Source organism: Desulfovibrio oxyclinae DSM 11498 (genome assembly GCF_000375485.1).
GTDB lineage: Bacteria > Desulfobacterota > Desulfovibrionia > Desulfovibrionales > Desulfovibrionaceae > Pseudodesulfovibrio > Pseudodesulfovibrio oxyclinae.
Window position 1 is genome coordinate 114,255 of record NZ_AQXE01000003.1, and the last position, 24,968, is coordinate 139,222.

The window sequence follows — 24,968 nt, forward strand, 5'->3', positions numbered from 1 at the left end:
TGTTTTGCTCGGAGCCGATACCGTGAGGAGAAGGACAAGGGAGGACCGCGCCGAACGACGCATGAAGACCTTCCGATTTCCCTACGACAGCCTCAACTGCATCAGGTTCCAAGGGTATGATCTCAGTCCCGTGCGGGACACCCCTATCGGACGAACAGACCACTATCAGGCACCGCCACGCTATGCAAGCCCACCCTTTACCGATCACATAAGACCTCCCTGTTTGTACGAGACCTCACGAGCCAATCGCTGTGTATACTGTGACCTCCCCCTCAGGCCGACAAATATCCGCGCCGCTCTCGCACCATCCCAATCCTCCTGAACTCCCTGTATCACTAGGAAATATCTCCCACGCCTCACACCAGACAGCACCCGATTGTGAAGCCTGTCACAATAAAGGCATCCAATCTCGCGCTTTAGCCTGTTAATATCTTCAACTGATTGTTCTCGGCTGGAACATGGACGATTTTTCTTGTACCAATTTTGTCCCGTTGATAGGCACCATTTTCCGCGCGGAACCCGCAAAGATGCAGTTTTCGCACGGTTGGGACGTATTTTCTTGTGCGAAAAGGAACAACACATACAAAGGATCGCGAAATGTCTTATAAAGAAATGCAAGAAATGCTGATGAAGGAAATGCGACTGTACCACTATCCGGTCGCCGTCAAATTCTTCTACGATCAGGCCGAACTTGATCATTTCAAGGACAACGCCGAAGAAATCCATACTCCGGTCAAGCCCATGACCTTCTGTCAATGGCAGCTCGCCGCCCGCATGAAGGGTCAGACCGTACTCGCCGAACAGGACACCCTCGGCTGCAACAACGCCCGATACAGCTTCGGCTGGAAAGATCTCGACGAAGGCGAAATCAAAGGCCACGCCAAATACACCCGCGACCTCGAACAGGCCGAACGCTTCGTCAAGACCAAGCATCAGCTCGAAAAAGGACTGCTCGCCATCGTCGTAGCCCCCCTCGGCAGCATCGACGGCCTCTTCGAACCCGACACCGTCCACTTCTACTGCGACAACATGCAGGCCTACCACCTCGCCGTGGACTACATGGCAGCCACAGACACGCACCCCCTGCGCCCGAACATAACCATGAACTCCTCCGCCTGCGGCGGTAACGTCTTCACCCTGCTCGAACAGGAGTTCAACATGCTCCCCGCTTGTTCCGGCAGCTACAACGCAGGCAAAACCGAGCGCGGCGAAATCAACGTCATCATCCCCGGCAAGAAATTCAAATCCGTAGTGGATCGGCTCCAGCACCGCATCGACGAAGCCAGCAGCGCCATCACCAAACCCGGCGACGGCTTCCCCGGAGCCGATATCTGCAAGAACTGCCCGCTCATCATCTTCAAGAAAGAAAAATAGCACCCACCCCATCATAGCCATACAGATCTGCCGGGGCGAACTCACCCTCGCCCCGGCGGATCGCATGCCTTTTTTGATGATAAAAGCTGAGGGGAAGGGGGGAGAACCTTCTTGCAAGAAGGTTCTCCCCCCTTCCCCTCAGACTCCCCTTCCCCCCTCTCCCAGAAACCTTTGGCGAGGCTGCGCCCGATTGACGCGACAGAAAACCGTTCGCTTGGGTGCCCGCTTCACATGCAGTTTGTATGAAAGGATTACCGAGGGTTTCGTTTTTAGACCCTGATTCCGTCAGCGAGGATGTAGCTTGGACGCGGGCCATGCGGTCGCATGGTCCCAGCTAGCTGCAACATCGCTGACAAAACAGGGATTCCAAAGGGGCCCGCCCTTTTGATCCCCCGGAAAGGGTCCGCCTGAAGGGCCCGCCGGAGGCTTTGCTGCTTGGCACCAGTTGCAGGTTTCGGCCTATTGGCCGAGCTTCTTCTTTGCTTGCGCAGAAAAAGGAAGGCAAAAACTGCGCTGTTAGAATACGCCGCCGCTCTCGGCGAGAGGCTCTATGACACGGTCACTGCTCCGGGCATAACATCTGTGACCACAGGCATCACCGGACCAGCGTGACCGGTCAGAAGAGCCTCAATGCCTCAATCGGCATTACTGCGATTCTTGTTGGCGGAAGTGTGAAGTTCCGAATGGAAATGTGTGAACTGAGAGCGTCCTGTTTTAGCTGAACTCTGCTAACGGAGTTCATTAGCCAAGCCCCACAGCCCCCAAATCCCCGTCAGCGTGGTTGCAGCTAGGACGCGAATTTTGCGGTCGCATGGCCCCAGCTAGCTGCAACCCCGCTGACAAAACAGGGATTCCAAAGGGGGCCCGCCCCTTTGGTGGGGTGCAGGGGCAACGCCCCTGCCCGCCGGAGGCCCCGCACAAAAAAAGCGCATCGCCTTGAGGCGATGCGCTTTGCCTTATCGTACAGGGTTTCCGTCTTACGGCATGACCTTCATCAGATAGGCCTCTTCGGGATCAAGATACTTGCGGGCGATTTCGCGAATATCTTCAGGCGTGACCTTGGTAGCCAGTTCGATGAGCTTGGCCTCGTAGTCACGGGGAAGCCCTCGAACCATGAGTCCGGCGGCTTCGCGTGAGCGTGAGAGCAGGGTCTGCTTGTCCTGATAGTAGTCGCCTTCAATGATATTGCGGGCTCGCACTATCTCGTTTTCGGGCAGCAGGTTCTTCTTGAGGTCTTCTGCCACCTTCTTGAAGCCGTCCATGGACTGCTCCACTTTTTCAGGGCTGGTGCCGATGTAGAAGCCGAGGATGCCTGCTTCGTCGGCCTGCCAGAGCAGCGCGGTGACGGTGTAGGCAAGGCCTTGCTTGTCGCGCAGGTCGCGGAAGAGCAGACCGCTCTGACCGGAGAGTACGGACTTGAGTACAGTGAGTTCGGCAGTGGCTTCGGCGTCGAGCTTACCGGGCACGGGGAAGGTCAGCAACAGATGGGCCTGATTCCTGTCGGGCAGATTCAGGGTCTTTTCGTGCTCTTCACGCCAGACGGGAGCGCCGTATTCTGTAGGATCCGGTTCCGGGGCCAGCGTTTCGGCAAGGCCCTTGGCGAAGGCTTCGATGGATTCGCGATCAAAGTCGCCGCTGACAGACATGACAAACGGGCGCTTGGACTGCTGATGCCAATAGTTCCAGGCCTGCTTGCGGGTCAGTTCGGTGAGGATGTCCACGGTTCCGTCATGCAGATATCCATAAGGGCCGCCCTTGAAGAGGAGCGGAAACAGGTGGCGGAACATGAGACCCATGGGTCGGTCTTCGCGCCGCTTGATCTCGGATATCTGGTCCATTCGGGAGCGGTCCACTTCTTCGGGGCGGAAGGCGGGCTCGGTGAGCGTCTGTCCGATGACCGGGAGCAGCTCTTCGGTGAAACGGGTGGGAAACTTGGCGTCGAAGGCGAAGATGGTCCGTCCGGAGGTTGCGCCCATGCTGGCGGCGCGGTCAGACATGAAATCTTCCAGTTCGGTATTGGTGAGTCTGGAAGTGCCGCGTGTCAACGCCTTGGCCGCGAGCGCGGGAAGGCCCTGCTCGTTTTCTTCTATAAGGGAGTCGCCGCCGCGCCAGTAAAGGCTCATTGCGGTGTAGGGAAGCGTTTCGTCGGGGATGAGCACCAGCTTGGAGTCGCCGGGCAACTCGATCACGGTTTCCTCGGTCACGCTCTGCTTTGCGGACTCGGCCGCGGCGGTCGCCTTGCCGTCCCAGGTCTTGGTCACTTGTGTTTCCAGTGCTTCCGCGGTCAGATCGCTCCCTTCGGGGGTCAGCACGCAGGCGGAAAGCCTGTCGGGACGCACATACTTGTCGAACAGCTGACCCATTTCGGAACGATCGACGTGTTCGAGATCGAAAAGGTAATTCTTTTCTGCCTGCTCGCCACCTTCAAAGAACTGGAAATAGCCAATCTTGCTGGCGAGTCCGCCAAGGGTTTCCTTGGCGAGGAACATGGAGTCACTGATATTCAGGCGTGCGCGCTCGATTTCGCGCTCAGTGAACACGGAAGGGTCAAAGCTTTCGAATTCATTCAGCAGCGCGGGCCAGAACTCGTCAACCTTGTCTTGGTCGAGGGTTGCCATGACGTAGAGCATCCCGCCGCGTTCGAGGGAAAGCGGAGACATGGAGATGCTGTCCACGAGGTTCATTTCATATTTGAACTTGCGATAGAGACGTGCGGTGTCGTCACCGGCCAGCAGATGACTGAGCATATCCAGCCCGGCCATTTCCGCGGAGCGCAGGTTCGGGATGGGGAACGCCGCGCCGAGGTAAACCTTGTTCCACTTGCCCGGGATGGCGGTCACTGTGGGGCCGTTGCCCACTTCGGAAATGCCGAACGGCTCGGGCGGCACCACCTCGCGGGTGTTCCTGAGGGACCCGAACAGCCGGTCGGCCTCTGCCACGATCTCGTCGGGATTCACGTTGCCGACTACGCACAGCAGCATGGACTGCGGCTGGTACAGCCGGTCGATGTATTGGTGAATCTCCTTGGCGGTGATGGAGGAAACCGTGTCGCGGTAGCCGATGATGGGCCACTGGTAACTGGTTCCGTTCCATATCTGTGCTTGCAGGGTCTTGAAAATGCGACTGCCGGGATTGTCCTCGCCCTGCGACAGTTCAGAGAGCACCACGTCGCGCTCGTTTTCAAGCTCCTGCGGGTCGATCTCGGCGTTGAAGGCCAGATCCTGTACCACGTCCATGGCCAGCGCCCAGTGGCGATCCGGCACTTCGGCGTAATAATAGGTATAATCGAAACTTGTGGCAGCGTTGAGGTTACCGCCGACGGACTCTACGGCCATGGCGGTTTCTCCGGGACCACGCTTTTCGGTTCCCTTGAAGACCATGTGTTCCAGCAGGTGGCTGATGCCCGCAATTTCGGGGTTTTCGTAGGAAGAACCGGCCTGAACATACAGGCGCACGTTCACCAGCGGAAAACGGTCATCCTGTTTCACCAGCACGGTGAGCCCGTTTTTGAGCTTCACGATGCGTGTCTGGTCCGGGTTCTCGTGTACGGGGTTCGGGATATCCGCGGCCGTGGCCGCATTATGCGGTGCGCATCCGGTCAGGGCCATCAGCAGCCCTCCCAGCAAAACGAGTATTCTGAACATATGCTTACTCCGGTGAGAGCCCGGCTGTGCTCCGGGCTGGATATGAATTTCGTGACGTCGGTCCGGGACCGACCGTATCGGCTTATAGTAATCATTCCTCTCCTCAGTGCAAGGCGGTCTCATCAATGAAGAGCGCCCGTATTCAAAGTGCGGAATACAGTACGTTTTGGGCAGGTTCAAAGCAAGGTGTTTCAGCACATTACCGACCGGGCGGCGTTGACAAACGCCTGACGAACCGACAAGACTACCGGGATACTGGACTGCGGTCGGTTTTGCGTTTGGAAACTTCAATTCGGAGGAAGTCGATGTCAGTAGAATCTAGCCTGATGCCCGGGCGGTCCTCGCGGCTGGACGGGCTTCTCGACTGGATGCAGATGCTTTCCGGTGCTGGGCTCATCCTCTTCATGTGGGCGCACATGGTGCTGGTGGCCAGCGTGGTGGTCAGCCCGGAATGGATGAACGCCATCGCACACTTTTTCGAGTCCACGGGCATGGCTCAGGTCGGTGGCCCGCTCGTATTTCTACTCTTTCTTGCCCACTTCGTGCTGGCAGCGCGCAAGCTGCCGTTTCATCTTGAAGGCCAAAAAACCATCTGGTCCCACGCTCGCATGATGCGCCATGGCGACACCTGGATGTGGATCGTCCAGGCCGTCTCCGCCATGATCATTCTCATCATGGGCGCCATCCACATGTGGGTGGTCCTCACCGACCTGCCGATCACCGCCGCGAAAAGCGCTGCCCGCATCCAGGAAGGCTTCTGGTTCGTCTTCTACCTCGTGCTGCTGCCCCTGGTTGAGTTGCACGTGGGCATCGGCTTCTACCGCATCGGCGTAAAATGGGGTTTCATCAAGAGCAACGGGCGGGGCATCTTCAAGAAACGTGAAAACCTGCTCACGCTGGCGTTCATCATCATCGGCTTCGTGACCCTGCTCAGATTCATGTTCCTCGACATTCCCCAATAACGGAGACACGCCATGCAGACGATTTACACCGACGTACTGGTCATCGGCGCAGGACTCGCCGGAGAGCGCGCCGCCATTGAGGCCGCCACTGCGGGACACTCCACCATCTGCCTGAGCATCGTCCCGGCCCGGCGCTCGCACTCTTCCGCCGCTCAGGGCGGGATGCAGGCGGGCCTTGGCAATTCCTGCATGGGCGACGGGGACTGTCCCGACGTCCATTTCGAGGACACGGTCAAAGGCTCGGACTGGGGCTGCGATCAGGAGGTGGCCCGACTCTTTGCCGAACGCGCCCCCATCGAGATGCGCCAGCTCGCGCACTGGGGCGTGCCGTGGAACCGTGTGGTGCCCGGCAAGTCCACCTATTTCAAGGGCGGACAGCAGTTCGAAAAGGTTGAAAAGGAAGAAAACGCGGGCCTCATCACTTCCCGCGCCTTCGGCGGTACCGCCAAATGGCGGACCTGCTACGTTTCCGACGGCACCGGGCACGCGGTCCTCTTCACCGTGGACAACGTCTGCGCCCAGCACGGCGTGGAAGTTCACGACAAGACCGAGGCCATCTCCCTCATCCACGACGGCGAAACCTGCTTCGGGGTCGTGGCCCGCAGCCTGCGCACCGGTGAACTGATCACCTACATCGCCAAGGCTACCATGGTGGCGTCGGGCGGGTTCGGGCGAATCTATCCCAATACCACCAACGCCGTGATCTGCGACGGCTCGGCACATACAGCGGTGCTGGATACCGGCATCGTGCCCATGGGCAACATGGAAGCCGTCCAATTTCACCCCACGGGCATCGTTCCCACGGATATCCTCGTGACCGAGGGTTGCCGGGGCGACGGTGGCACCCTGCTCGACGTGAACGAAGAACGGTTCATGCACACCTATGAACCGGAAAAGGCCGAGCTGGCCTCCCGCGACGTGGTCTCGCGCTGGATGACCCACCACATGCGCGAAGGATTCGGCGTCAAGAGTTCGTACGGCGACCACCTCTGGCTCGACATCAGACATCTGGGCGAGAAACATATCACCGGCAAGCTCAGGGAAGTCTACGAGATATGCACGGGCTTTCTGGGCATCGATCCCATCCATCAACTCATCCCGGTCCGGCCGACGCAGCATTACTCCATGGGCGGCGTACGCACCAACAAGGACGGCGCGGCCTACGGACTCAAGGGACTGTTCGCCGCGGGCGAGGCGGCCTGCTGGGACATGCACGGCTTCAACCGCCTCGGCGGCAATTCACTGGCCGAGACCGTGGTCGCGGGTGGCATCGTGGGTCGCAAGATCGTGGAATATATGGAGGGCACGGAGGTTCTGTTCAACTCCCGCATCATCGACGAAACATATGCAGCGCAAAAGCAGCGCATCGACGACCTCGTGAGCGGGCGCAAGGGAACGGAAAGCGTCTACAAGGTCCGCGCCGACATGCAGCAGGCCCTTCACAAGGGTGCCAACATCTTCCGTACGCAGGAAGGGCTTGAGGAATGTGTTGATACCTTGCAAAAGGTGCTTGAACGTGCCCGCACAGTGGGCCTTCGCACCAACGGCAAGGGGGCCAGCCCCGAACTTGCGGCAGCGCTGAAGCTTGAAGGTCAGGTAAAAATGGCCCTCATGGTGGCATACGGCGCGCTGAAACGCACCGAATCGCGAGGCTCGCACAACCGTGAGGATTTCCCCGCCCGCAACGACCGCGACTGGCTCGTGCGCACGCTGGCCTACTGGAAGAACCCCGACGACATGCTGCCGACACTCCAATACGAGCCCGCCACCCAAGTGACGGAGATTCCGCCGGGCGACCGCGGTTACGGCAAGATGGCGGTCATCTCCTCGGACGACAGCAAAGGCAAGGAGGGCTGATTCATGTCGAGACTGCTCAAATTCAACATATTCCGCTACACCCCTCAGGACGAAGCCTCGGTGCCGCACATGGACGAATTCGTCCTCGAAGAGACCGAGGCCCTGACCCTATTCATCGCCCTGAACCGCATCCGCGAAGAGCAGGATGCCTCGCTGCAGTTCGACTTCTGCTGCCGCGCCGGTATTTGCGGAGCATGCGGCATGGTCATCAACGGCCGCCCCGGCCTTGCGTGTCACACCAAGACCCGCGACCTGCCCGGCGAAATCACCCTGCTCCCCCTGCCTGTCTTCAAGCTTGTGGGCGACCTCTCGGTGGACACCGGCACATGGTTCCGAGAGATGTATCACAAGACTGAGTCGTGGATTCACACCACCAAGGTCTTCGACGAAAACGCCCTTGAGGACCGCATGGACAACGAAGTGGCCGAGAACATCTACGAGCTGGACCGCTGCATCGAATGCGGCTGCTGCGTCTCCGCATGCGGAACCGCGCGACTTCGCGAAGACTTCATGGGTGCCGTGGCCCTGAACCGCATAGGCCGTTTCCTGATCGACCCGCGCGACCAGCGCACCGAGCGCGACTACTACGAGATAATCGGCAATGACGAAGGCATCTTCGGCTGCATGGGCCTTCTGGCTTGCGAGGATGTCTGCCCCAAGCACCTTCCCCTTCAGAACCAGCTGGGCTTTCTGCGGCGGAAGATGGGCATCACCGCCATCAAGACACTTTTCAGGAAATAGACAGGTTCCGACGAGCCGGGGAGCGTGCTCCCCGGCTCTTTTTCACAACAAGGAGAAATCATGCGAGAGATACAGGCATCGGACGTCATCGAAGCCGTGGCCGGGATGTGCATGAAGGCCAACACCGAGCTGCCCGCCGACGTTCGCAACAAATTCGAACAGGCCATGGCCGAAGAGGACTCCCCCGCGGCCAAGGAGGTGCTCCGCCAGTTGCTGGAGAATGCCGACATCTCCAACGACACCAGGCTGCCGTTGTGTCAGGACTGCGGCCTTGCGGTGTTTTACGTAGAGGTCGGCGAAGACGTTAAAGTAACTGGCCCCGGACTGCGCAAGGCCATCAATGAAGGCGTCCGCAAGGGTTACGGCGACGGCTACCTCAGGAAATCCGCCTGCGATCCGTTCACCCGCAAGAACACGGGCGATGCGACTCCGGCGGTCATTCATTTCGACGTTGTTCCGGGGGACAGTCTCAGGATCGCCTACATGGCCAAGGGCGGCGGCAGCGAAAACATGAGCCGCGTAACCATGCTGGCCCCGGCGCAGGGCTGGGAAGGCATCAAGAAATTCATCGTCAACCGCGTGGCCGAAGCCGGGCCGAACCCTTGCCCGCCAACGGTCATCGGCGTAGGCATCGGCGGAACCTTCGACCATTCCGCCAAGATCGCCAAACGCGCACTGCTTCGCAAACTGGACGATACGCATCCGGACCCGAAGATCGCCGATATGGAAAAGGAACTTGAGCAGGAGCTGAACAAACTCGGCATCGGCCCCATGGGGCTTGGCGGCAAGACCACCGTGCTCGGCGTGAAGATGGCCGTGGAGCCCTGCCATATCGCCAGCCTCCCGGTGGCGGTCAACGTGCAGTGTCATTCTCAGCGGCACGAGGAGGTTGAACTGTAATGGCCGAATACAAACTCGAAATGCCCCTGACCGACGACGCGGTGGACAAACTGCGCGCAGGCGATGTCGTTTTTCTGAGCGGCACCATCTACACTGCCCGTGACGCGGCCCACAAGAAACTCTTTGAACTGCTGGATGAAGGCAAGGACCTGCCCTTCGATCTTAACGGCGCAGCTATTTACTATGTCGGTCCCAGCCCGGCTCCCCCGGGTCGCCCCATCGGCTCCGCAGGGCCGACCACGAGCTACCGCATGGATACCTACGCTCCGCGTCTGCATGCGCTGGGGCTGAAGGCCACCATCGGCAAGGGCAAGCGCAACGACGAAGTGAAGACGGCCATGCAGGAGCATACCGGCGTCTACTTCGGCGCAACCGGTGGTGCAGGGGCGCTTTTGTCCAACAGCATCGAGGCCGCTGAGGTCATCGCATTCGAGGAACTGGGGCCTGAGGCAATTCGCGCACTGAAGGTAAAGGATTTCCCGCTCTTGGTGATAAACGACGCCCACGGCGGCGAACTTTACGCCAAACCGGTTCTTGACACCTAAGGGCAAAAGGAGCACAGAGGGGGCTGGCGGCGATACTGCCGCCCCCGGTTCTCCTACGGGGTTCCGGACAAAAACACCACTACTTTGAGGGGTTTGCGTCATGGGACAAGACAAAGAGCAGAAACACACCTGCCAATGTAGCCAGAACGAGAGCAGCCGCCTCTTCGTCCCTTTTCCGGGTGCGGATGAGAAGTACGAAGACGGCCGCGACTGGCGAGTCTACAATCCGGAAAAATACCACGACCCGAACTGGTCTCCGGACAAGGAATAGTTTCCGGCCCACATCGGGTCTCCGGTTTCCGGACCTCCCGAAAATGAGTGCGCAAGACGTTTGATTACATCGTCTTGACGCAGATCAAGGAACTCCTTCGGACAATCTGCAAGATTGCCGAAGGAGTTTTCATTTTGCTCTTGACTCTTTTTTAGTAATCGTTATTATTACTATCAAGATCAAGACAACGATCCAAGGAGGAAATATGGGAAGCCTTCGTGATTACAAGCACATCGACATCGACTGGAACATGACCCCGGAAGATGCCGTAACCATGTACCTGGAGTGGGGGAACAACTCCTGGCACGCCGAGCATCAGCCGGTCCGCTCCAAGGCGGATTACAGCACATATTTCGTGGTCTACGCCTGGGACGACAACCCCAGAGCGATTCTGGTAAGAAGAAACTCGGAAGAAGCGCGTGAACTCGCTGAAGTGGAACTGCCCGATGAACTGGCAAAGCGCTTTCTTGACGAAATCGGCCACCTGAAGGGTGTTTACGCACCCAATGCGGAAATCAGGGCATGGCTTGAAGCGGAAATGGGCCACTTGCAATAGAAACAGACAAGACTCTCCTCTATACGTCACCTCTGTCCCCTGGAAAGGACCGGCATCGGGCCGGTCCTTTCTCATTTGGAACTACTCTTCCTCTTTCAAAACACGCTTCACGAAATCAATCGGAATGGTGTTCCGCTTGGCTATCTCTTCCACGCCAAGCCCCTGGCCGTGCAATCTTTTGACTTGTACCGCCAACGGTTCGCCGACCTCAATGACATGGCCGTCAGGATCATAGATCCGAAAGGCGCGCTGTCCCCACGGGTGCTCCACCGTTTCATGAACCGGACTGACACCATGTCGGTTTATGGCTTCCCAGGCGCCGTCCAAGTCCTCGGATTCAAAATAGAGTTCAAGATTGTCCTGCCCGAGCCTGTGCGATTTTTTCTCTTCATTACCATGAATGACCGACCGGGCATGATCTGCCTGCCACAGAAAGAAGCCTGATTCGAAAACGAGATGCGGCCCATGATCCTCCACCAATTTCTGCCCCATCACCTGCTCGTAAAATCGACGGGAGACCTCAATGTCTGAGACAAAAAGCACTGCGCCTTCATATCGAATAGCCATTATTAACTCCTTTTTGACGACTCATAGCAAAAAAGAACACGGTTGGCAGCATTAGGGCTTAGTCTTCGCAAATGTCCTTTCAGTTTATGTAATGGGCTACACGAAACGACATCCCGATACGACGCAGCCCAGCTCTATCAAAGCCCTTCGTCTCTTCGCGACAAAAAAGACCGACAGCGCAATGCTGCCGGTCCTAAGTCGCCATGAATGGTGATGACTACTTTTGCTGGGCAATCCACCCTTCAGCCTCACGGACGTTCAAGCTGCCGGTGTAGATGGCCCGGCCTGAGATCGCCCCCTGAAGTCCCTTCTTGTAAAGGGGATACAGGTCCTTGATGTCCTGAAGGGTATGCACTCCACCTGCCGCAACAACGGGAATGGTCGTCGCATCGCAGAGCTTCTCCAGCGCTTCAAGGTTCACACCTGTCTGCATTCCATCGCGGGCGATGTCGGTGTAAACGATGAATGCCACGCCGTTTTCCTTCATGCGCGGCAACACGTCGAAAATCATCTGGCCGGAATCTTCAACCCAGCCCTTGGTCTTGAGGTGGCCGTCCACCGCATCCAGAGAAACACCGATTCGACCGGGCAGAGCCTCGCACAGTTGCGCGAAAAGCTCTGGCTCCTCAAGGGCCATGGTGCCGATGATGAGTCGATTCACGCCTGCTTCGATATATTTCTCGGCAGTGGCGATATCACGGATGCCGCCGCCAAGCTGCACAGGAATGTTCAGTTCGGAACAGATGTTCTTGATAAGGTCGTAGTTTCTGGGATGACCCGAGAACGCGCCGTCCAGATCGACAACGTGCAGATAGCGACACCCCTGTTCCTGCCAGTGACGTGCCATGGCCACGGGATCCTTGCCAAAGACGGTGACTTCGTCTTCCTTGCCCTGCGACAGGCGTACGCACTGCCCGTCCTTGATATCCACTGCGGGAAAAAGAATCATAAACCGAGTTCCAGAAGTTTTTCGCTGATGCCGTCCTTGGCGAGCCGCTTTGCGGTCACCCACTTGCCGCCGCGGTCCACGAACTTCTTGGCGGTCAGCAGATTTTCGGACAGAGCCACCTGCGTTTCGTCATAATGAGCGCGGACCATGGTACCCTGCTTCACGTCGATGAGGAAAAGATCGATTACCACCGAGGCAGGTTCCACGACTCCTGCGTCGCTGCCCACTCGCTCATCCCAGCGAAGCACCTGCGGCACAAGCAGATAATCGGCCTGCATGCATTTGCCGACACCCTTCCAGTATTTCCATGCGGACATGCGCGGCATGGAATCCTGCTCCATGACCACGACTTCCTGACACTGGCGGGTGGAGGCAGCGGGGATGTAGTCGGTGACACCATGCTCGGCCAAAGCGCCAGAGAGGATGCCGTCGAGATCCCGAAGAACCTTCTCATCCACATGCCGTCCTTCCTCGACAGGGATGTACCCGGCCAGAAGCTCCCACGTGTAGACGGGATTGGTGAAGGAGGCCACGGCGAGCTTGCCCACCGGGCGCTCCACTGCGGGAGTCTGCTTGCCGGAGCAGGCCGCCGTCAGCATGAGGGCCGCCAGAGCGGCCATGAAAAACAGTGTTCTGATGATGCGTCTCATCGGTCAATACTCCCCTTGGTGCTGGAAACGCCCTCTCTTCCTAGCACGACGGCATGGCCGAGTGCCATGCCAAGCGCCTTGAAGACGGCTTCCAGAAGATGATGTCCGTTTCTGCCGTATTCCAGCTTGATATGCAGGTTCATGCCGGCACGCAGCGCGAAGGATTTGAAAAATTCGCGCCAGACGTCCTTCTCGTCTCCCGCGATGACTGCCGGGAGCAGCTCGTCGTCGAACACCAGATACGGCCTTCCGGAAAGATCTATCACCACTTCGGCCAGCGCCTCGTCCATGGGGACCTTGGCGAAGCCTACGCGATTGATGCCTTTCCTGTCTCCCAGAGCCTCGGACAACGCCTGACCAAGACAGAGCGCGATATCTTCCAACGTGTGATGCGAATCTATCTCCAGATCACCTTTGCATTCCAGTTCAAGATCGAATCCGCCCCAGAAGCACATGAGATCCAGCATGTGATCGGCAAAGCCGACTCCGGTGGAAATGCTGTTTTGGCCCGAGCCGTCCACCACGAGTTTCAGACTGATATCCGTCTCTCTGGTTCGGCGGGCTATGGCTGCTTCGCGTGTACTCACGGCTCCTCCTTTACGGGGACTGTATAAAAAATCACTGGAAAAGCAAAGGGGTGGCGAATATTACTTGCCGCTTTCCCCGGAATCCCCGGTCAGCGCGGCATCTTCGATGCGCGCGGCTGCCTCCAGCTCTTCCTGCTCGGCTTCCGCTTCCTCGGCGAGCTTTTCCTGATGGCGCTTCTCGTTCTTGCCGAAAAGATATGCCACCCAAATACCGAGTTCGTACAGGATAATCAGCGGTCCGGCCATGAGGCACTGCGTAAACGGATCCGGCGGCGTCAATATCGAGGAGATGACGAACGCGACGAGCACCGCGTATTTCTGCTTCTTCCGCAAACCACGGGAACTCACGATTCCGAGCCGCGCAAGGAAGAAAATGAACAATGGCAACTCGAAAACCACGCCAAACGCGAACAGTAGTTTCAGACAGAAGCTCAGATACTCGTTGAGCTTCGGCGTGAAGGCGATTTCCGTGCTGGCGAAGCTGGCGAAGAAGTCGAACCCGAACGGGAAGACCACGAAATAGCCGAACATGCCGCCACCCACGAAGAACATGGCGGAGATGATGGCCATGGGCACCACGTATTTGCGCTCATGCGAATAGAGACCGGGAGCGATGAATCCCCATATCTGCGCAAACAGATAAGGACTCATGAGGAATATGCCCGCCACAATGGCGATCTTGATGTGCGAGAAAAACGCTTCCGCAGGATAGGTGTACTGAAAGTGTCCACCCACCATCACAGTGCTCATGGAATCCTGAAGGGCCTCCACGAAGACCGGAAGTTTCTCGAAATATTTGAAATCTGTTCCCTTGAGGGCCTGTGCGAGCGAGGTCTCAAGGTTCGTAAAGAAGTCCAGCGGAAGCACCATGTGCTTGGCGGCAACCTTTTTGAGGACTTCCTTCATGGGTTTCATGAGGATGTCGAACATCTGCTCCGCGAAAGCGTAACAGGCCAGCATACCCACGATGATGGCCAGCACGCAGCGGACCATGCGCTGCCGAAGTTCCCCAAGGTGTTCCAGCAGCGTCATCTGCCCGCTGGCTTCCTCCTCATCTTCGTCCTCGTCGTCCTGCGATTCCTCGTCAAGACTCGGATCGAAGTCAGGGTCATCGGCTTTTTCAGAACCATCCCCTTCGGGCTGGCGCTCCGTCTCGCCGTCGCCGATGTCCGCCCCTTCGCTGGCGGATGTATTGCCGCCGGAATCGGAGTTTCCGTTTTCACGGGTGGAGCGGGAAGCACCGCCGGAGGCCTCTTCCGAGGCCTCCGGGGTGTTTTTATCAGTATCTTCAGGCGTCACGCCGGATTCGGGAGTGACATCGTCCTTTTCCGAACTCATGCCTTCTCCTTCTCACCTTCACCGGAAGATTCCGGGCCGGGCGCAGAGGCGGTTTCGGTGGCAGGTTCGCTTTCGGTCGAAGCTTTTTCCGCGGAAACGGGCTCTTCCTCGGCCTGCTTGGCGGCTTCCTTGCGGCGCGCCAGTTCGGCGTCCACTTCGCGCTTGCGGGCTTCGCTTTCGGCCCGGTCCACTTCCATATCCAGCGTACTCTTCACGTCGTTGCCCATGCGCTTGAATTCGGCCAGCCCTTTGCCGAGGCTGCGCATCATCTGCGGCAGCTTCTGGGGGCCGATCACGATCAGGGCCACGACGAGTATGATGACCAGTTCCGGTCCGCCTATTCCGAACATGACAGTATCCTTGTCCTTCCTATTCCCACTCGATGGTGCTCGGCGGCTTGGAGGAGATGTCCAGGACGACGCGGTTGACGCCCTTGACTTCATTGATGATGCGATTGGAGATGCGAGCGAGCAGTTCACTGGGCAGACGGCTCCAGTCCGCGGTCATGGCGTCGAGGCTGTCAACCACGCGAAGCGCGATGACGTGCTCGTAAGTGCGGTCGTCGCCCATGACGCCGACGGTCTTGAGCGGCAACAGCACGGCGAAGCCCTGCCAGACCTTCCGGTACCAGTCGGAAGCCATCAGTTCGTTTTGCACGATGCGGTCGGCAAGGCGCAGAATCTCAAGGCGTTCTTCGGTGATCTCGCCGATGACGCGAATGGACAGGCCTGGACCAGGGAACGGATGACGCCAGATGATGTGATCCGGCATACCCAGCTCGTAGGCTGCGCGGCGGACTTCGTCCTTGAACAGTTCGCGCAGTGGCTCGACCAGCTTGAGGTTCATCTTTTCAGGCAGGCCGCCCACGTTGTGATGGCTCTTGATCACTGCGGAGGGACCCTTGAAGGACTCGGACTCGATGACGTCCGGGTACAGGGTGCCCTGTCCGAGGTATTCGACGCCGTCGATGGCCTTGGCCTCACGGTCGAAAACATCAATGAAGGTGTAGCCGATGATCTTGCGCTTTTCTTCGGGGTCGGAAACGCCTTCGAGCTTGCCGAGGAACTCGTCCGCGGCATCCACGAACTTGACATTCAGCTCGAAGTGTTCTTCCAGGAAGCCGATGACCTCCTGCTTCTCACCCATCCGCAGCAGCCCGTTGTCAACGAAGATGCAGTGCAGATTCTTTCCGATGGCGCGGTGCAGCAGCACGGCGGCCACAGTGGAGTCGATGCCGCCGGAGAGACCGAGCACGACCTTGGAATCGCCCACCTGCTTGCGAAGGTCTTCGATGCAGGTCTCCACAAAGGAAGCCATGGACCAGGACGGGGTCAGGTTCGCAACCTTGAACAGGAAGTTCTGGATGATCTGAGCGCCTTCCTCGGTGTGAGCAACCTCGGGGTGGAACTGCAGGGCGTAGACCTTCTTCTCCACATGGCCCATGGCGGCGAAGTCGATGGACTCGGTGCGGCCCATCTGCTCGAAACCCGGAGGGATGGCTTCGACGCGGTCGCCGTGGGACATCCATACCGTGAGCTTGTCCTTCTTCTCGATGCCTTCGAAAAGCGGACATTCGTTCATGGCATAAAAGTCTGCGCGACCGTATTCACGGTCGGTGGAAGCAACTACCTTGCCGCCCATCTTGTGGGCCAGAAGCTGCATTCCGTAGCAGATGCCCAGGGTGGGCAGCCCCCACTCCAGGTACTCCGGCGGCAGATCAGGGCAGCCGCCCTCAAGTACGCTGGAAGGACCGCCGGAGAGAATCAGGGCCTGCGGATTCAGCGCCTTGATCTTTTCCGGGTCCACATTGCAGGGGTGGATTTCGGAGTACACGCCAGCCTCGCGGATACGTCGCGCGATGAGCTGAGTGAACTGGGATCCGAAGTCCAGAATGATTACTTTGTCTTGATTCAACATGTATATACCATCTCTTGTCGAAGTGATTGACGCGACAGGTTACCCTGTAACCCTAGGAAGATTCAACCCGATAGTTGGGAGATTCCTTGGTAATGCTCACGTCGTGCACGTGGGACTCACGAAGTCCCGCGGGGGAGATGCGTACGAGCTGAGCCTTTTCTTTCAATTCATTCAGGGAGTTGCAGCCTGTATAACCCATGCCGGAGCGGATGCCGCCGAGCAGCTGGTAAACGGATTCACCCACCGCTCCGCGATACGGGACACGGCCAACGATACCTTCCGGAACAAGTTTCTTAGACTTATCCTGGAAGTAACGGTCCGAGCTGCCCTGCTTCATGGCATCGATGGAGCCCATGCCGCGGTAGGTCTTGTAGGTACGTCCCTGATACAGAACCGTTTCGCCCGGAGACTCCTCGGTACCGGCAAACAGGGAACCCATCATGCAGGTGTCCGCTCCCACGGCCAGCGCCTTGACGATGTCGCCAGAGAACTTGATGCCGCCGTCCGCGATGATGCAGCCGCCGCATTCCTCTGCGGCGCGGCAGGCTTCCATGACGGCCGTGATCTGCGGCACGCCCACACCTGCCACCACGCGGGTGGTGCAGATGGAGCCGGGGCCGATGCCGACCTTGACGGTGTCCACACCGGCGTCGAAGAGGGCCTTGGCGCCACTGTAGGTGGCAACGTTGCCGCCGATGATCTGGGCGTCCGGGAAATTGGAGCGCAGCATGGCGGCGGCGTCGAGGATGTTCTTGGAGTGACCGTGCGCGGAGTCCAGCACGAGGAAGTCGGCACCGGCGCGCAACAGCGCTTCGGCCCGGGCCTCGCAGTCCTTGCCGACGCCGACGGCAGCTCCGACCAACAGGCGGCCGCGCTCATCCTTGACGGCCATGGGGTACTTCTTGACCTTGTTGATGTCCTTGATGGTGATGAGCCCCTTGAGCCGGTTCTCATCATCCACCACAAGGAGCTTTTCGATCCTGTTCTGGTGCAGGTGACGCTTGGCTTCGTCCAGTCCGATGCCTTCCTGAACGGTCACCAGATCGCGGCTGGTCATGACCTCGGAGACAAGGGTGCTCATATCGGTCACGAAGCGGATGTCGCGGTTGGTGATGATACCCACCAGGTGCTCGCCACGCACGACGGGGAGACCGGAGATCCGGTACTCGGCCATGATGTCCATGACCTTGCCCAACGTGTCATCGGGATGCACGGTGATGGGATCGTGAATCATGCCGGACTCGGACTTCTTGACGCGGTCCACTTCGCGGGCCTGCTCGCGAATGGAGTAGTTCTTGTGAATGACGCCTGCCCCACCGTGGCGCGCCATGGCGATGGCCATGCGCGATTCGGTCACCGTGTCCATCGCCGCGGAGATCAGCGGAATGTTCAGGCTGATGCTCGGGGTCAGCCGGGTGGACACGTCGACGGTGTCGGGAAGGACTTCCGAATAGGCCGGAAGCAGCAGAACGTCGTCGAACGTCAAAGCCTTGTCCAAAATCTTACTCATGTTTTAACTCCCCGGATAGTTTTAAGGCCGAACCTCACGGTCCGGCCATTCGTATCGTTTACAGTCCGAGGTATGCGCGCTTTACATCCTCATTGGCAAGAAGCTTGTCGCATGAGTCTGTCAAAACGATCTTTCCGTTTTCCATCACGTAACCTCGGTGGCCGATCTTTAACGCAAGGTTGGCGTTCTGTTCAACCAGAAATATGGTCGTTCCTGACTCTTTGTTAATCTTCTTAATTATTTCAAATATTTGCTTAACAATCAAAGGTGCCAAGCCCATGGATGGCTCGTCGAGCAGGAGCAATCTGGGCCGCGCCATGAGCGCGCGGGCGATGGCGAGCATCTGCTGTTCCCCCCCGGAGAGGTTGCCGCCCTGCTGATTCCGCCGCTCGGCAAGAATGGGGAACAGGTCGTAGCAGTACTCCACGTCACGGGCGATCCCGGCCTTGTCGTTGCGCAGGAAGGCCCCCATGTCGAGGTTTTCCTTGATGGTCAACTCCGGGAAGATCAACCGCCCTTCCGGCACCTGCGAAATGCCCGAGGCCACAATCTTGTTGGTGGCCATGCCCGAGATGGACTCGTTTTCGTAGATCACATCGCCCGAACGGGGTTTGAGCAGTCCGCAGATGGTCATCAGCGTAGTGGACTTCCCCGCACCGTTGGCGCCGATAAGCGTGATGATTTCCGTGTGGTCGATGTGCAGGCTCACGTCGTACAGCGCCTGAATATTACCATAATAGGTATCGACGTTCTTGAGTTCGAGCATTCTAGACATCTTCGCCCTCCCCGAGATACGCCTTGATGACCGCGGGATTCTCGCTCACTTCCTCGGCGTTGCCGCTGGCGATGAGGCGGCCGTAATCCAGAACGAAAATGCTGTCGGAAACACTCATGACCATTTTCATGTCGTGCTCGATGAGCAGAATGGACATGTCGTATTCCTCACGCAGCTTGATGATAAGATCCTGTAGGGCCAGCGTTTCCTGCGGGTTCATGCCCGCCGCGGGCTCGTCGAGCAACAGCAGGAACGGGTCAGTGGCCATGGCGCGGGCGATCTCCAGCCTGCGCTGCTTGCCGTAGGGAAGATTGCAGGCCAGCTCGTTGGCGTACTGCTCCAGCCCCACGAGCTCAAGAAGGTGGTAACTTTTTTCGATGACCTCGTTTTCCTCGCTCCTGCTCTTGCGGTTGCGGGAAATGGCACCCCAAATACCACTCTTGCTGCGGCAATGTGTCCCGATCATGACGTTTTCCAACGTGGTCATGGACGGAAAAAGCCGGATGTTCTGGAAGGTTCGGGCCATGCCCAGTTCGGTGACGTGATTAGCCTTCATGCCGTTCACGCGGCGATCCTGCCCTTCCTTGCTCTTGAGCAGCACATCCCCGCTGGTGGGAGTGTAGATGCCGGTAATGCAGTTGAAGAAGGTGGTCTTCCCGGCCCCGTTGGGACCGATCAGCGCCGCGATCTCCTTATTGTGCACCGTGAGGCTCACCTCGTCGAGAGCACGGATACCACCGAAGTCCTTGCATATTTCATTAACATTGAGAACGGTTTCACTCATTTGCCGCTCCCGTTACAGACGCTTTTTCATATTTATACACCTTGCGCTTGGCACGGATGAGTCCCTGCGGCCTGAAGACCATGACCAGAACCATGGTGGCGCCGAAAATCAACATGCGGAACTCGGCGAAGGCCCGGAGATACTCGGGGACCAGAATCAGGATGATGGCACCGGCGATGACGCCCCGGATGGAACCCATGCCGCCGATGACGACCACGGACAGGATGATGGCCGACTCCCAAAAGGTGAAGCTGGCCGGGTTGATGAACGTGGTTTTGGCAGCAAAGACCACACCGGCCATGCCCGCCCAAGTGGCGCCGAGGGCAAAGGCCATGAGCTTGGTCTTTGTCTTGTCGATGCCCATGGCCTGACAGGCTATTTCATCCTCTCGCAAAGCCAGCCAGGCACGTCCTATTCGGGAGTTCTGGAGCCGGTTCACGCAGAAGATGGTCAGCACAATCAGACCGAGCATGATGTAATACATATAATTGATGGAGTTCATCACGCCGAATTCGATGCCGAAGAACGTGGGCCGGTCGATCCCGGCGATTCCGCTGGGGCCCATGGTGACGTCTCCCCAGTTCTCAAGCACCAGCCTGATGATTTCCCCGAATCCAAGCGTCACGATGGCCAGATAGTCGCCACGAAGACGCAAAACCGGGAAACCGAGCATGATGCCGAACAACGTGCCCAAGAGCGCGCCGATCGGGAGGATGGTCCAGAAACCAAAGCCCCAGTGCATGTTGGCCAGCGCGTAAGCGTAGGCACCCACGGCGTAGAAGGCCACATAGCCGAGGTCCAGCAGACCGGCCAGTCCCACGACGATGTTCAGACCAAGCCCGAGTGCGATGTAGGTCAGGCAGGAGATCATGATGTTCGTCTGATACATCCCGGCCACGTGCGGAAAACCGACCGCGACCACGGCGACACAGGCCAACAGGGTCCATTTGGCTGCCGGAATCGAGGTTGCCAGCGTAAGCGACCGCTCAAGCGAGCTTTCCTTGGCCGCGGCACCCTTGTTGAGTTCCTTGCGGGCCAGCATCCAGCGCCAGAGAAAGGACAGAACGAACGTTCCGATTCCGATCAGCGCGAGGTTCAGCCAGCGCCATTCGATGGTGTTCTCAATGGTATCCACACGGATGACCATGATGGGGAAAGTGAGAAACATGAACCACAAAGCCGCCAGCACGGACTTTTTGAGCGACTCGGCAAAGCTGTCGCAACCGGCTGTGAAGAAGAAGGCGAGTCCGCCCTGCGTCCCCTTTTCAGCCACTACGGTGTTGCTCATGATAGTTCCTTGTATTGCTTGCGCCCCGAATGCGGGACAGATTGGTTACACTTTCTGCACCGGCTCCTTACCCATGATTCCGGCGGGGCGGAAAATCAGGATAAGCACCAGGAGGGCGAACGCGAACACGTCCTCGTAATCCGAGGAGACGTAACCGGTGGCAAAGGCCTCGGTCTGCCCGAGGATGAGCGCGCCGAGCATGGCGCCCGGGACGCTTCCGATGCCGCCAAGCACTGCGGCGGTGAACGCCTTGATGCCCGCGATGAAGCCGATGTAGTAGTTGATCTGCCCGATGTGCGAGGCGATGAGCACGCCGCCGACGGCGGCAAGGCTGGACCCAACCACGAAGGTTGCCGAAATGACGGTGTCCACGTTGATGCCCACCAGCATGGCCATTTTGCGGTTCTGCGCGGTGGCGCGCATGGCCTTGCCCAGTCTGGTGAATTTGATGAACATCGTCAGCCCGATGCAGACCAGCACCGTGACCAGCACGATAACCAGTTCCGCGCTGCTGATGATGTGTCCAATCCAGGGAACGTGAAATTCAGGGATCAGGCTGGGGAACGGCAGAAAGTCCGAGGTCTGGGCCAGCATGACGTAGTTCTGCAGGAAGATCGACATGCCGATTGCGGATATCAGCGGAGAAAGCCGCTGGGCGCCGCGGAGCGGTTTGTATGCGATCTTCTCGATGGTGAATCCGTATGCGGCCGAATATATGACCGCTGCCAACAGTGCCAGCACCAGAATAGCGGGAACGGGAAAGCCCGCCGCGCCCAGCACCCCGGCGATAATAAGGCCGGTGAAGGCGCCTATCATGTAGATCTCGCCATGGGCGAAGTTGATGAGCTCGATGATGCCGTAGACCATCGTGTACCCGAGCGCGATAAGCGCGTAGATGCTCCCCCGGGTCAATCCGCCGAAGAAAATCTCAAGGAAATATTCCATCTGTTTCCTATCCGTAAGCTACACAATCAGGGGGCAGACGTTCGGCCTGCCCCCTGTTGATTACGTTATGCCGAACACCCTACTCGGTGATTTCCACGTACTGGCCATCCTTGACCTGATACATGGAAAAGCCGACGCCTTCGGCATCGCCGCGGTCGTCGAACTTGATCTTGCCGAGCGGGGTTTCCACGTACTCGGTGCGCAGGGCTTCAACGATCTTGTCGTAGTCCACGGCTCCGGCCTTCTCAACGGCGTTCAGCAGTGCCTGAGCGGCTGCATAGGCCTGATAGTAGAATGCGCCGGGATCGCTGCCGAACTCTTCCTTGTGGGCGGATTCGGCAACGCTGTAGAGCGGATTTCCGGAAATGTCGCGGGGACCGGTGGCGTAAACGCCCTCGGCGTATTCGCCGGCGACCTTGATGAAGGTTTCGTCCTTCACGCCGTCGTCGGACAGGAAGGGAACTTCGATGTTCTTCTTGCGCATGGAAGTGACGATCTTGGAAGCTTCGGGGTGGTAGCCACCAAAAATGACGCCGTCAGCGCCGGAATTTTTGATTTTCTGGACAACTGCAGAGTAGTCCACGGCACCGGGAGTGACGCCTTCGAACAGGGCGACGCTCATGCCGTCCTCTTCTTCGATGAACTGCTGGCAGAAGGAGGCGAAGCCCTTGCCGTAGTCACCCTTGTCGTGGATGACGGCAATGTTCTTCAGGCCGAGCTTCTTGGCAAAATCGACTTCCAGGCTGGCCTGGGCGTCATCGGATGCGATGGTGCGGAAGAAGTTCGGGTAGTTGCCGCTCTGCGTCAGCGGCGGGTTGGTGGCGGAAGGCGACATGCAGACGATGTTGCCGTCCTTGTAAATTTCCAGAGCGGCCTTGGTGGCGCCGGAGCAGATGTGACCGAGCACGATCTTCACGTCCTCGGACAGCAGCTTGGTCGCCGCGTTGGTGGCCATTTCGGGCTTGCACTGGTCGTCCTGAGCCATGACCTCGACCTGCATACCGAGGACACCGCCCTCCGCATTGATCTTCTTGGCCACGAGCTTGGCGGCGTTCACGGTGGGCAGGCCGTAAGACGCGAGGTCGCCGCTGTGCGCTCCGGCAACGCCGAGCACGAGTTTCTTGGCCTGGGCGGCCTCTTCCTTTTTACCTTCGCCGCAACCCGTTGCAAACAACGCAACGAGCGCGACAACCAGCGCGAAAAGCTTCCAGTGTCCTCTCATCAGATCCTCTCCTGAATACAGTTGGTGCAACAAGACATGGGCGGGCCGCGAACCCACCGACATCCTTGCTGAAAGCGGCCAGCCGGAACGCTCCGGAGGCCGCATTGTGCTTAAGGTTTACATTTTTATTGAGTTTCCCTCGTATGTCAACAAATACCCCATTGAAATCGCTAGTGTCCTATGCTCTCAAGCTCCTTGGTGGCGCGCTCGACCATATCCTTATCGTCCCCTGCATTCTGGATGGCAGTGCGGAACAGGTCGGCAGCCGCGTCGGGCTTGTCCAGAAAATGCTTGTAGATGATGCCCAGATTGAAGTTCACCAACGCATCCTGCGGGTGCTTCTCAAGAAGGCCTTCATACACGGCGGCGGCGTCATGGTAGCGCTTTTGCTGGAAACGGACGATGCCAAGACTCATGAGCACCTCACGATCATCGGGACGCACTTTGTTGGCGCGTTCAAGAAACGGAACGGCACGCTCCCACGCCTGCATCATCATGAAGGCGCTTCCGAGTTCCTTGAGGGCCTTGAAGTTCTCGGGCTCTTCTTCAAGGAGCTTCATGGTGGCCTTGAGCCCCGCCATGTCCTCCGCAGGCATTCCTGCAGTCATGCCCGGGGCCATTCCGCCGCGACGTTCCATGCGTTTTTCCAGCTTGGGGTTGAGCATACGATAGCCCACAGAGGCCGCAAACACCCCGGCCAGAACCACGAAACTCACTGTCAGGACCGTCTTGCGGCCGAATACGGAATCAAGCGTCATCGTCTTCTCCCATCAGTTCGAGTTGGCGGACGCGTCGCGTCAGAGCGTTGGAACGGGCCGCCAGAAAAGCGAGATATCCCGCAACTCCGGCCCAGACCATGGCATTGGCAATGAAAAGATACGTTTCGGCGGACATGGGTCCTCCCTTGTTCTTATTGATCATCCCATACGAGCATCGCGTCGAGGCGAGCCCGCAGGGCAAGCTGTCTGATACGGACTCCCAGAAGAGTCAGCCACATGAATCCGAAGGCGATCAGCCCGGCGAAGACGGTGTGCCACATCTTGGGTGCCATTCCGCCACCCTCGCGAGCGAGCCCGTCAGGATGCGCGCTGCCCCAAAGTTTTGCCGCAAAGAAAACAAGCGGTACATCCAGAAATGCCACGATACCGAGCACGGCGCAGACGAGAGCCTTTCGTTCACCGCCCACAGGCGAGGCGCGCAGGACCAGATAACCAGCGTAGACGTACCACATGATGAGTGCGGTGGTAAGCTTGGGGTCCCATACCCACCAATGCCCCCACTCAGCGCGCGCCCAGACCGATCCGGTAGCCAGCGAGAGGGTGCAAAGCAGGACGCCGATCTCTGCGGCGGCTCCCGCCACGCGATCAAACGCGTCCTTGCGTGTCAGCAAATAACCAAGTCCGGCCAGCGCCACAGTCAGAAAGCTGACCAGCGCCCACCACGAGCACGGCAGGTGAATGTAGAAAATCTTCTGGACCGGGCCGGACTGGGCATAAGGTGCGTAAAACCAGATCATTGCCTGATGCGCCAGCAGAAATGCCCCGGCGAGAAATGCGAATACAGCGGTCCTCTTCATGAAAACTCCG

At 58.3% G+C, this 24,968-nt stretch carries 25 protein-coding genes and 1 riboswitch; of the genes, 8 read left to right on the forward strand and 17 right to left on the reverse strand.

The genetic code is table 11. The annotated features are described in order from the left end of the window. Positions 1-60: 60 nt before the first annotated feature. Positions 61-155, reverse strand: a riboswitch (TPP riboswitch). 442 nt (positions 156-597) lie between these two features. Further along, positions 598-1,374, forward strand: a complete 777-nt coding sequence (locus tag B149_RS0104650; protein ID WP_018124004.1) for a DUF169 domain-containing protein — start codon at positions 598-600, stop codon at positions 1,372-1,374. Between the two features lie 977 nt (positions 1,375-2,351). Here the strand turns inward: B149_RS0104650 and B149_RS0104655 are convergent. Next, a complete protein-coding gene (locus tag B149_RS0104655; RefSeq protein WP_018124005.1) occupies positions 2,352-5,018 on the reverse strand; it encodes a M16 family metallopeptidase in 2,667 nt (888 codons plus the stop codon). A gap of 305 nt (positions 5,019-5,323) precedes the next feature. Between B149_RS0104655 and B149_RS0104660 the strand changes: the two genes are divergently transcribed. The 7 genes from B149_RS0104660 to B149_RS0104695 all read left to right on the forward strand — a co-directional run bounded on the left by B149_RS0104660 (position 5,324) and on the right by B149_RS0104695 (position 10,850). Continuing rightward, positions 5,324-5,980: a succinate dehydrogenase/fumarate reductase transmembrane subunit gene (locus B149_RS0104660; protein ID WP_026167456.1), complete on the forward strand. Its 657-nt coding sequence runs from the start codon at positions 5,324-5,326 to the stop codon at positions 5,978-5,980. Positions 5,981-5,992: 12 nt separating this feature from the next. Beyond that, the gene (locus tag B149_RS0104665; protein WP_018124007.1) at positions 5,993-7,837 is read left to right on the forward strand and encodes a fumarate reductase flavoprotein subunit; all 1,845 of its coding nucleotides are present in this window, start codon (positions 5,993-5,995) and stop codon (positions 7,835-7,837) included. A 3-nt stretch (positions 7,838-7,840) separates the two neighbouring features. Then, positions 7,841-8,578 (forward strand): fumarate reductase iron-sulfur subunit, encoded by a 738-nt coding sequence (locus B149_RS0104670; RefSeq protein WP_018124008.1) that lies wholly within the window; start codon positions 7,841-7,843, stop codon positions 8,576-8,578. 60 nt (positions 8,579-8,638) lie between these two features. Beyond that, positions 8,639-9,478: a fumarate hydratase gene (locus tag B149_RS0104675; RefSeq protein WP_018124009.1), complete on the forward strand. Its 840-nt coding sequence runs from the start codon at positions 8,639-8,641 to the stop codon at positions 9,476-9,478. Next, positions 9,478-10,023, forward strand: coding sequence for a Fe-S-containing hydro-lyase (locus B149_RS0104680; protein ID WP_018124010.1), 546 nt, complete (start codon positions 9,478-9,480; stop codon positions 10,021-10,023). The genes B149_RS0104675 and B149_RS0104680 overlap by 1 nt, the downstream gene beginning before the upstream one ends. 100 nt (positions 10,024-10,123) lie before the next feature. Then, positions 10,124-10,294 (forward strand): hypothetical protein, encoded by a 171-nt coding sequence (locus B149_RS18680; RefSeq protein ID WP_018124011.1) that lies wholly within the window; start codon positions 10,124-10,126, stop codon positions 10,292-10,294. A gap of 205 nt (positions 10,295-10,499) precedes the next feature. Then, on the forward strand, positions 10,500-10,850 hold the full coding sequence (locus B149_RS0104695) for a DVU0772 family protein (protein WP_018124013.1): 351 nt from the start codon (positions 10,500-10,502) through the stop codon (positions 10,848-10,850). Positions 10,851-10,931: 81 nt separating this feature from the next. On the opposite strand, the gene B149_RS0104700 is transcribed toward B149_RS0104695, so the two are convergent. The 16 genes from B149_RS0104700 to ccsA form a co-directional block, all read right to left on the reverse strand. Next, on the reverse strand, positions 10,932-11,417 hold the full coding sequence (locus B149_RS0104700) for a VOC family protein (RefSeq protein WP_018124014.1): 486 nt from the start codon (positions 11,415-11,417) through the stop codon (positions 10,932-10,934). A gap of 217 nt (positions 11,418-11,634) precedes the next feature. Next, positions 11,635-12,366, reverse strand: coding sequence for a 1-(5-phosphoribosyl)-5-[(5-phosphoribosylamino)methylideneamino]imidazole-4-carboxamide isomerase (gene hisA, locus B149_RS0104705; RefSeq protein ID WP_018124015.1), 732 nt, complete (start codon positions 12,364-12,366; stop codon positions 11,635-11,637). Next, positions 12,363-13,016, reverse strand: a complete 654-nt coding sequence (locus tag B149_RS0104710) for a hypothetical protein (RefSeq protein WP_018124016.1) — start codon at positions 13,014-13,016, stop codon at positions 12,363-12,365. The genes hisA and B149_RS0104710 overlap by 4 nt, the downstream gene beginning before the upstream one ends. Next, positions 13,013-13,603 carry an imidazoleglycerol-phosphate dehydratase HisB gene (gene hisB, locus B149_RS0104715; RefSeq protein ID WP_018124017.1) on the reverse strand — a complete coding sequence of 197 codons (591 nt, stop codon included), beginning with the start codon at positions 13,601-13,603 and terminating at the stop codon, positions 13,013-13,015. The genes B149_RS0104710 and hisB overlap by 4 nt, the downstream gene beginning before the upstream one ends. A 60-nt stretch (positions 13,604-13,663) precedes the next feature. Beyond that, entirely contained in the window at positions 13,664-14,941 is a 1,278-nt protein-coding gene (gene tatC / locus B149_RS17780) for a twin-arginine translocase subunit TatC (RefSeq protein ID WP_018124018.1), read from the reverse strand. After that, on the reverse strand, positions 14,938-15,291 hold the full coding sequence (gene tatB / locus B149_RS0104725) for a Sec-independent protein translocase protein TatB (protein WP_018124019.1): 354 nt from the start codon (positions 15,289-15,291) through the stop codon (positions 14,938-14,940). Before tatB ends, tatC begins: the two co-directional genes overlap by 4 nt. A 19-nt stretch (positions 15,292-15,310) precedes the next feature. After that, on the reverse strand, positions 15,311-16,858 hold the full coding sequence (guaA, locus tag B149_RS0104730) for a glutamine-hydrolyzing GMP synthase (RefSeq protein WP_018124020.1): 1,548 nt from the start codon (positions 16,856-16,858) through the stop codon (positions 15,311-15,313). Between the two features lie 52 nt (positions 16,859-16,910). Further along, positions 16,911-18,368, reverse strand: coding sequence for an IMP dehydrogenase (gene guaB, locus B149_RS0104735; RefSeq protein WP_018124021.1), 1,458 nt, complete (start codon positions 18,366-18,368; stop codon positions 16,911-16,913). Positions 18,369-18,426: 58 nt separating this feature from the next. After that, positions 18,427-19,134 (reverse strand): ABC transporter ATP-binding protein, encoded by a 708-nt coding sequence (locus B149_RS0104740; RefSeq protein ID WP_018124022.1) that lies wholly within the window; start codon positions 19,132-19,134, stop codon positions 18,427-18,429. Position 19,135: 1 nt separating this feature from the next. Beyond that, on the reverse strand, positions 19,136-19,927 hold the full coding sequence (locus tag B149_RS0104745) for an ABC transporter ATP-binding protein (RefSeq protein WP_018124023.1): 792 nt from the start codon (positions 19,925-19,927) through the stop codon (positions 19,136-19,138). After that, a complete protein-coding gene (locus tag B149_RS0104750; protein WP_018124024.1) occupies positions 19,920-21,215 on the reverse strand; it encodes an ABC transporter permease subunit in 1,296 nt (431 codons plus the stop codon). The genes B149_RS0104745 and B149_RS0104750 overlap by 8 nt, the downstream gene beginning before the upstream one ends. Before the next feature lie 45 nt (positions 21,216-21,260). After that, positions 21,261-22,160 (reverse strand): branched-chain amino acid ABC transporter permease, encoded by a 900-nt coding sequence (locus B149_RS0104755; RefSeq protein WP_018124025.1) that lies wholly within the window; start codon positions 22,158-22,160, stop codon positions 21,261-21,263. 79 nt (positions 22,161-22,239) lie between these two features. Then, positions 22,240-23,382 (reverse strand): branched-chain amino acid ABC transporter substrate-binding protein, encoded by a 1,143-nt coding sequence (locus B149_RS0104760; RefSeq protein ID WP_018124026.1) that lies wholly within the window; start codon positions 23,380-23,382, stop codon positions 22,240-22,242. A gap of 170 nt (positions 23,383-23,552) precedes the next feature. Beyond that, the gene (locus B149_RS0104765; protein ID WP_018124027.1) at positions 23,553-24,140 is read right to left on the reverse strand and encodes a tetratricopeptide repeat protein; all 588 of its coding nucleotides are present in this window, start codon (positions 24,138-24,140) and stop codon (positions 23,553-23,555) included. Next, positions 24,130-24,276 (reverse strand): CcmD family protein, encoded by a 147-nt coding sequence (locus B149_RS18245; RefSeq protein WP_018124028.1) that lies wholly within the window; start codon positions 24,274-24,276, stop codon positions 24,130-24,132. Before B149_RS18245 ends, B149_RS0104765 begins: the two co-directional genes overlap by 11 nt. 16 nt (positions 24,277-24,292) lie before the next feature. Next, on the reverse strand, positions 24,293-24,958 hold the full coding sequence (gene ccsA, locus B149_RS0104775) for a cytochrome c biogenesis protein CcsA (protein ID WP_018124029.1): 666 nt from the start codon (positions 24,956-24,958) through the stop codon (positions 24,293-24,295). Positions 24,959-24,968 lie beyond the last annotated feature (10 nt).

Bases quoted from the DNA above. Each gene is read 5' to 3' on its own strand.
- B149_RS0104650 (WP_018124004.1), top strand. From the start codon at position 598: ATGTCTTATAAAGAAATGCAAGAAATGCTGATGAAGGAAATGCGACTG.
- B149_RS0104655 (WP_018124005.1), bottom strand. From the start codon at position 5,018: ATGTTCAGAATACTCGTTTTGCTGGGAGGGCTGCTGATGGCCCTGACC.
- B149_RS0104660 (WP_026167456.1), top strand. From the start codon at position 5,324: ATGTCAGTAGAATCTAGCCTGATGCCCGGGCGGTCCTCGCGGCTGGAC.
- B149_RS0104665 (WP_018124007.1), top strand. From the start codon at position 5,993: ATGCAGACGATTTACACCGACGTACTGGTCATCGGCGCAGGACTCGCC.
- B149_RS0104670 (WP_018124008.1), top strand. From the start codon at position 7,841: ATGTCGAGACTGCTCAAATTCAACATATTCCGCTACACCCCTCAGGAC.
- B149_RS0104675 (WP_018124009.1), top strand. From the start codon at position 8,639: ATGCGAGAGATACAGGCATCGGACGTCATCGAAGCCGTGGCCGGGATG.
- B149_RS0104680 (WP_018124010.1), top strand. From the start codon at position 9,478: ATGGCCGAATACAAACTCGAAATGCCCCTGACCGACGACGCGGTGGAC.
- B149_RS18680 (WP_018124011.1), top strand. From the start codon at position 10,124: ATGGGACAAGACAAAGAGCAGAAACACACCTGCCAATGTAGCCAGAAC.
- B149_RS0104695 (WP_018124013.1), top strand. From the start codon at position 10,500: ATGGGAAGCCTTCGTGATTACAAGCACATCGACATCGACTGGAACATG.
- B149_RS0104700 (WP_018124014.1), bottom strand. From the start codon at position 11,417: ATGGCTATTCGATATGAAGGCGCAGTGCTTTTTGTCTCAGACATTGAG.
- hisA (WP_018124015.1), bottom strand. From the start codon at position 12,366: ATGATTCTTTTTCCCGCAGTGGATATCAAGGACGGGCAGTGCGTACGC.
- B149_RS0104710 (WP_018124016.1), bottom strand. From the start codon at position 13,016: ATGAGACGCATCATCAGAACACTGTTTTTCATGGCCGCTCTGGCGGCC.
- tatC (WP_018124018.1), bottom strand. From the start codon at position 14,941: ATGAGTTCGGAAAAGGACGATGTCACTCCCGAATCCGGCGTGACGCCT.
- tatB (WP_018124019.1), bottom strand. From the start codon at position 15,291: ATGTTCGGAATAGGCGGACCGGAACTGGTCATCATACTCGTCGTGGCC.
- guaA (WP_018124020.1), bottom strand. From the start codon at position 16,858: ATGTTGAATCAAGACAAAGTAATCATTCTGGACTTCGGATCCCAGTTC.
- guaB (WP_018124021.1), bottom strand. From the start codon at position 18,368: ATGAGTAAGATTTTGGACAAGGCTTTGACGTTCGACGACGTTCTGCTG.
- B149_RS0104740 (WP_018124022.1), bottom strand. From the start codon at position 19,134: ATGCTCGAACTCAAGAACGTCGATACCTATTATGGTAATATTCAGGCG.
- B149_RS0104745 (WP_018124023.1), bottom strand. From the start codon at position 19,927: ATGAGTGAAACCGTTCTCAATGTTAATGAAATATGCAAGGACTTCGGT.
- B149_RS0104750 (WP_018124024.1), bottom strand. From the start codon at position 21,215: ATGAGCAACACCGTAGTGGCTGAAAAGGGGACGCAGGGCGGACTCGCC.
- B149_RS0104755 (WP_018124025.1), bottom strand. From the start codon at position 22,160: ATGGAATATTTCCTTGAGATTTTCTTCGGCGGATTGACCCGGGGGAGC.
- B149_RS0104760 (WP_018124026.1), bottom strand. From the start codon at position 23,382: ATGAGAGGACACTGGAAGCTTTTCGCGCTGGTTGTCGCGCTCGTTGCG.
- B149_RS0104765 (WP_018124027.1), bottom strand. From the start codon at position 24,140: ATGACGCTTGATTCCGTATTCGGCCGCAAGACGGTCCTGACAGTGAGT.
- B149_RS18245 (WP_018124028.1), bottom strand. From the start codon at position 24,276: ATGTCCGCCGAAACGTATCTTTTCATTGCCAATGCCATGGTCTGGGCC.
- ccsA (WP_018124029.1), bottom strand. From the start codon at position 24,958: ATGAAGAGGACCGCTGTATTCGCATTTCTCGCCGGGGCATTTCTGCTG.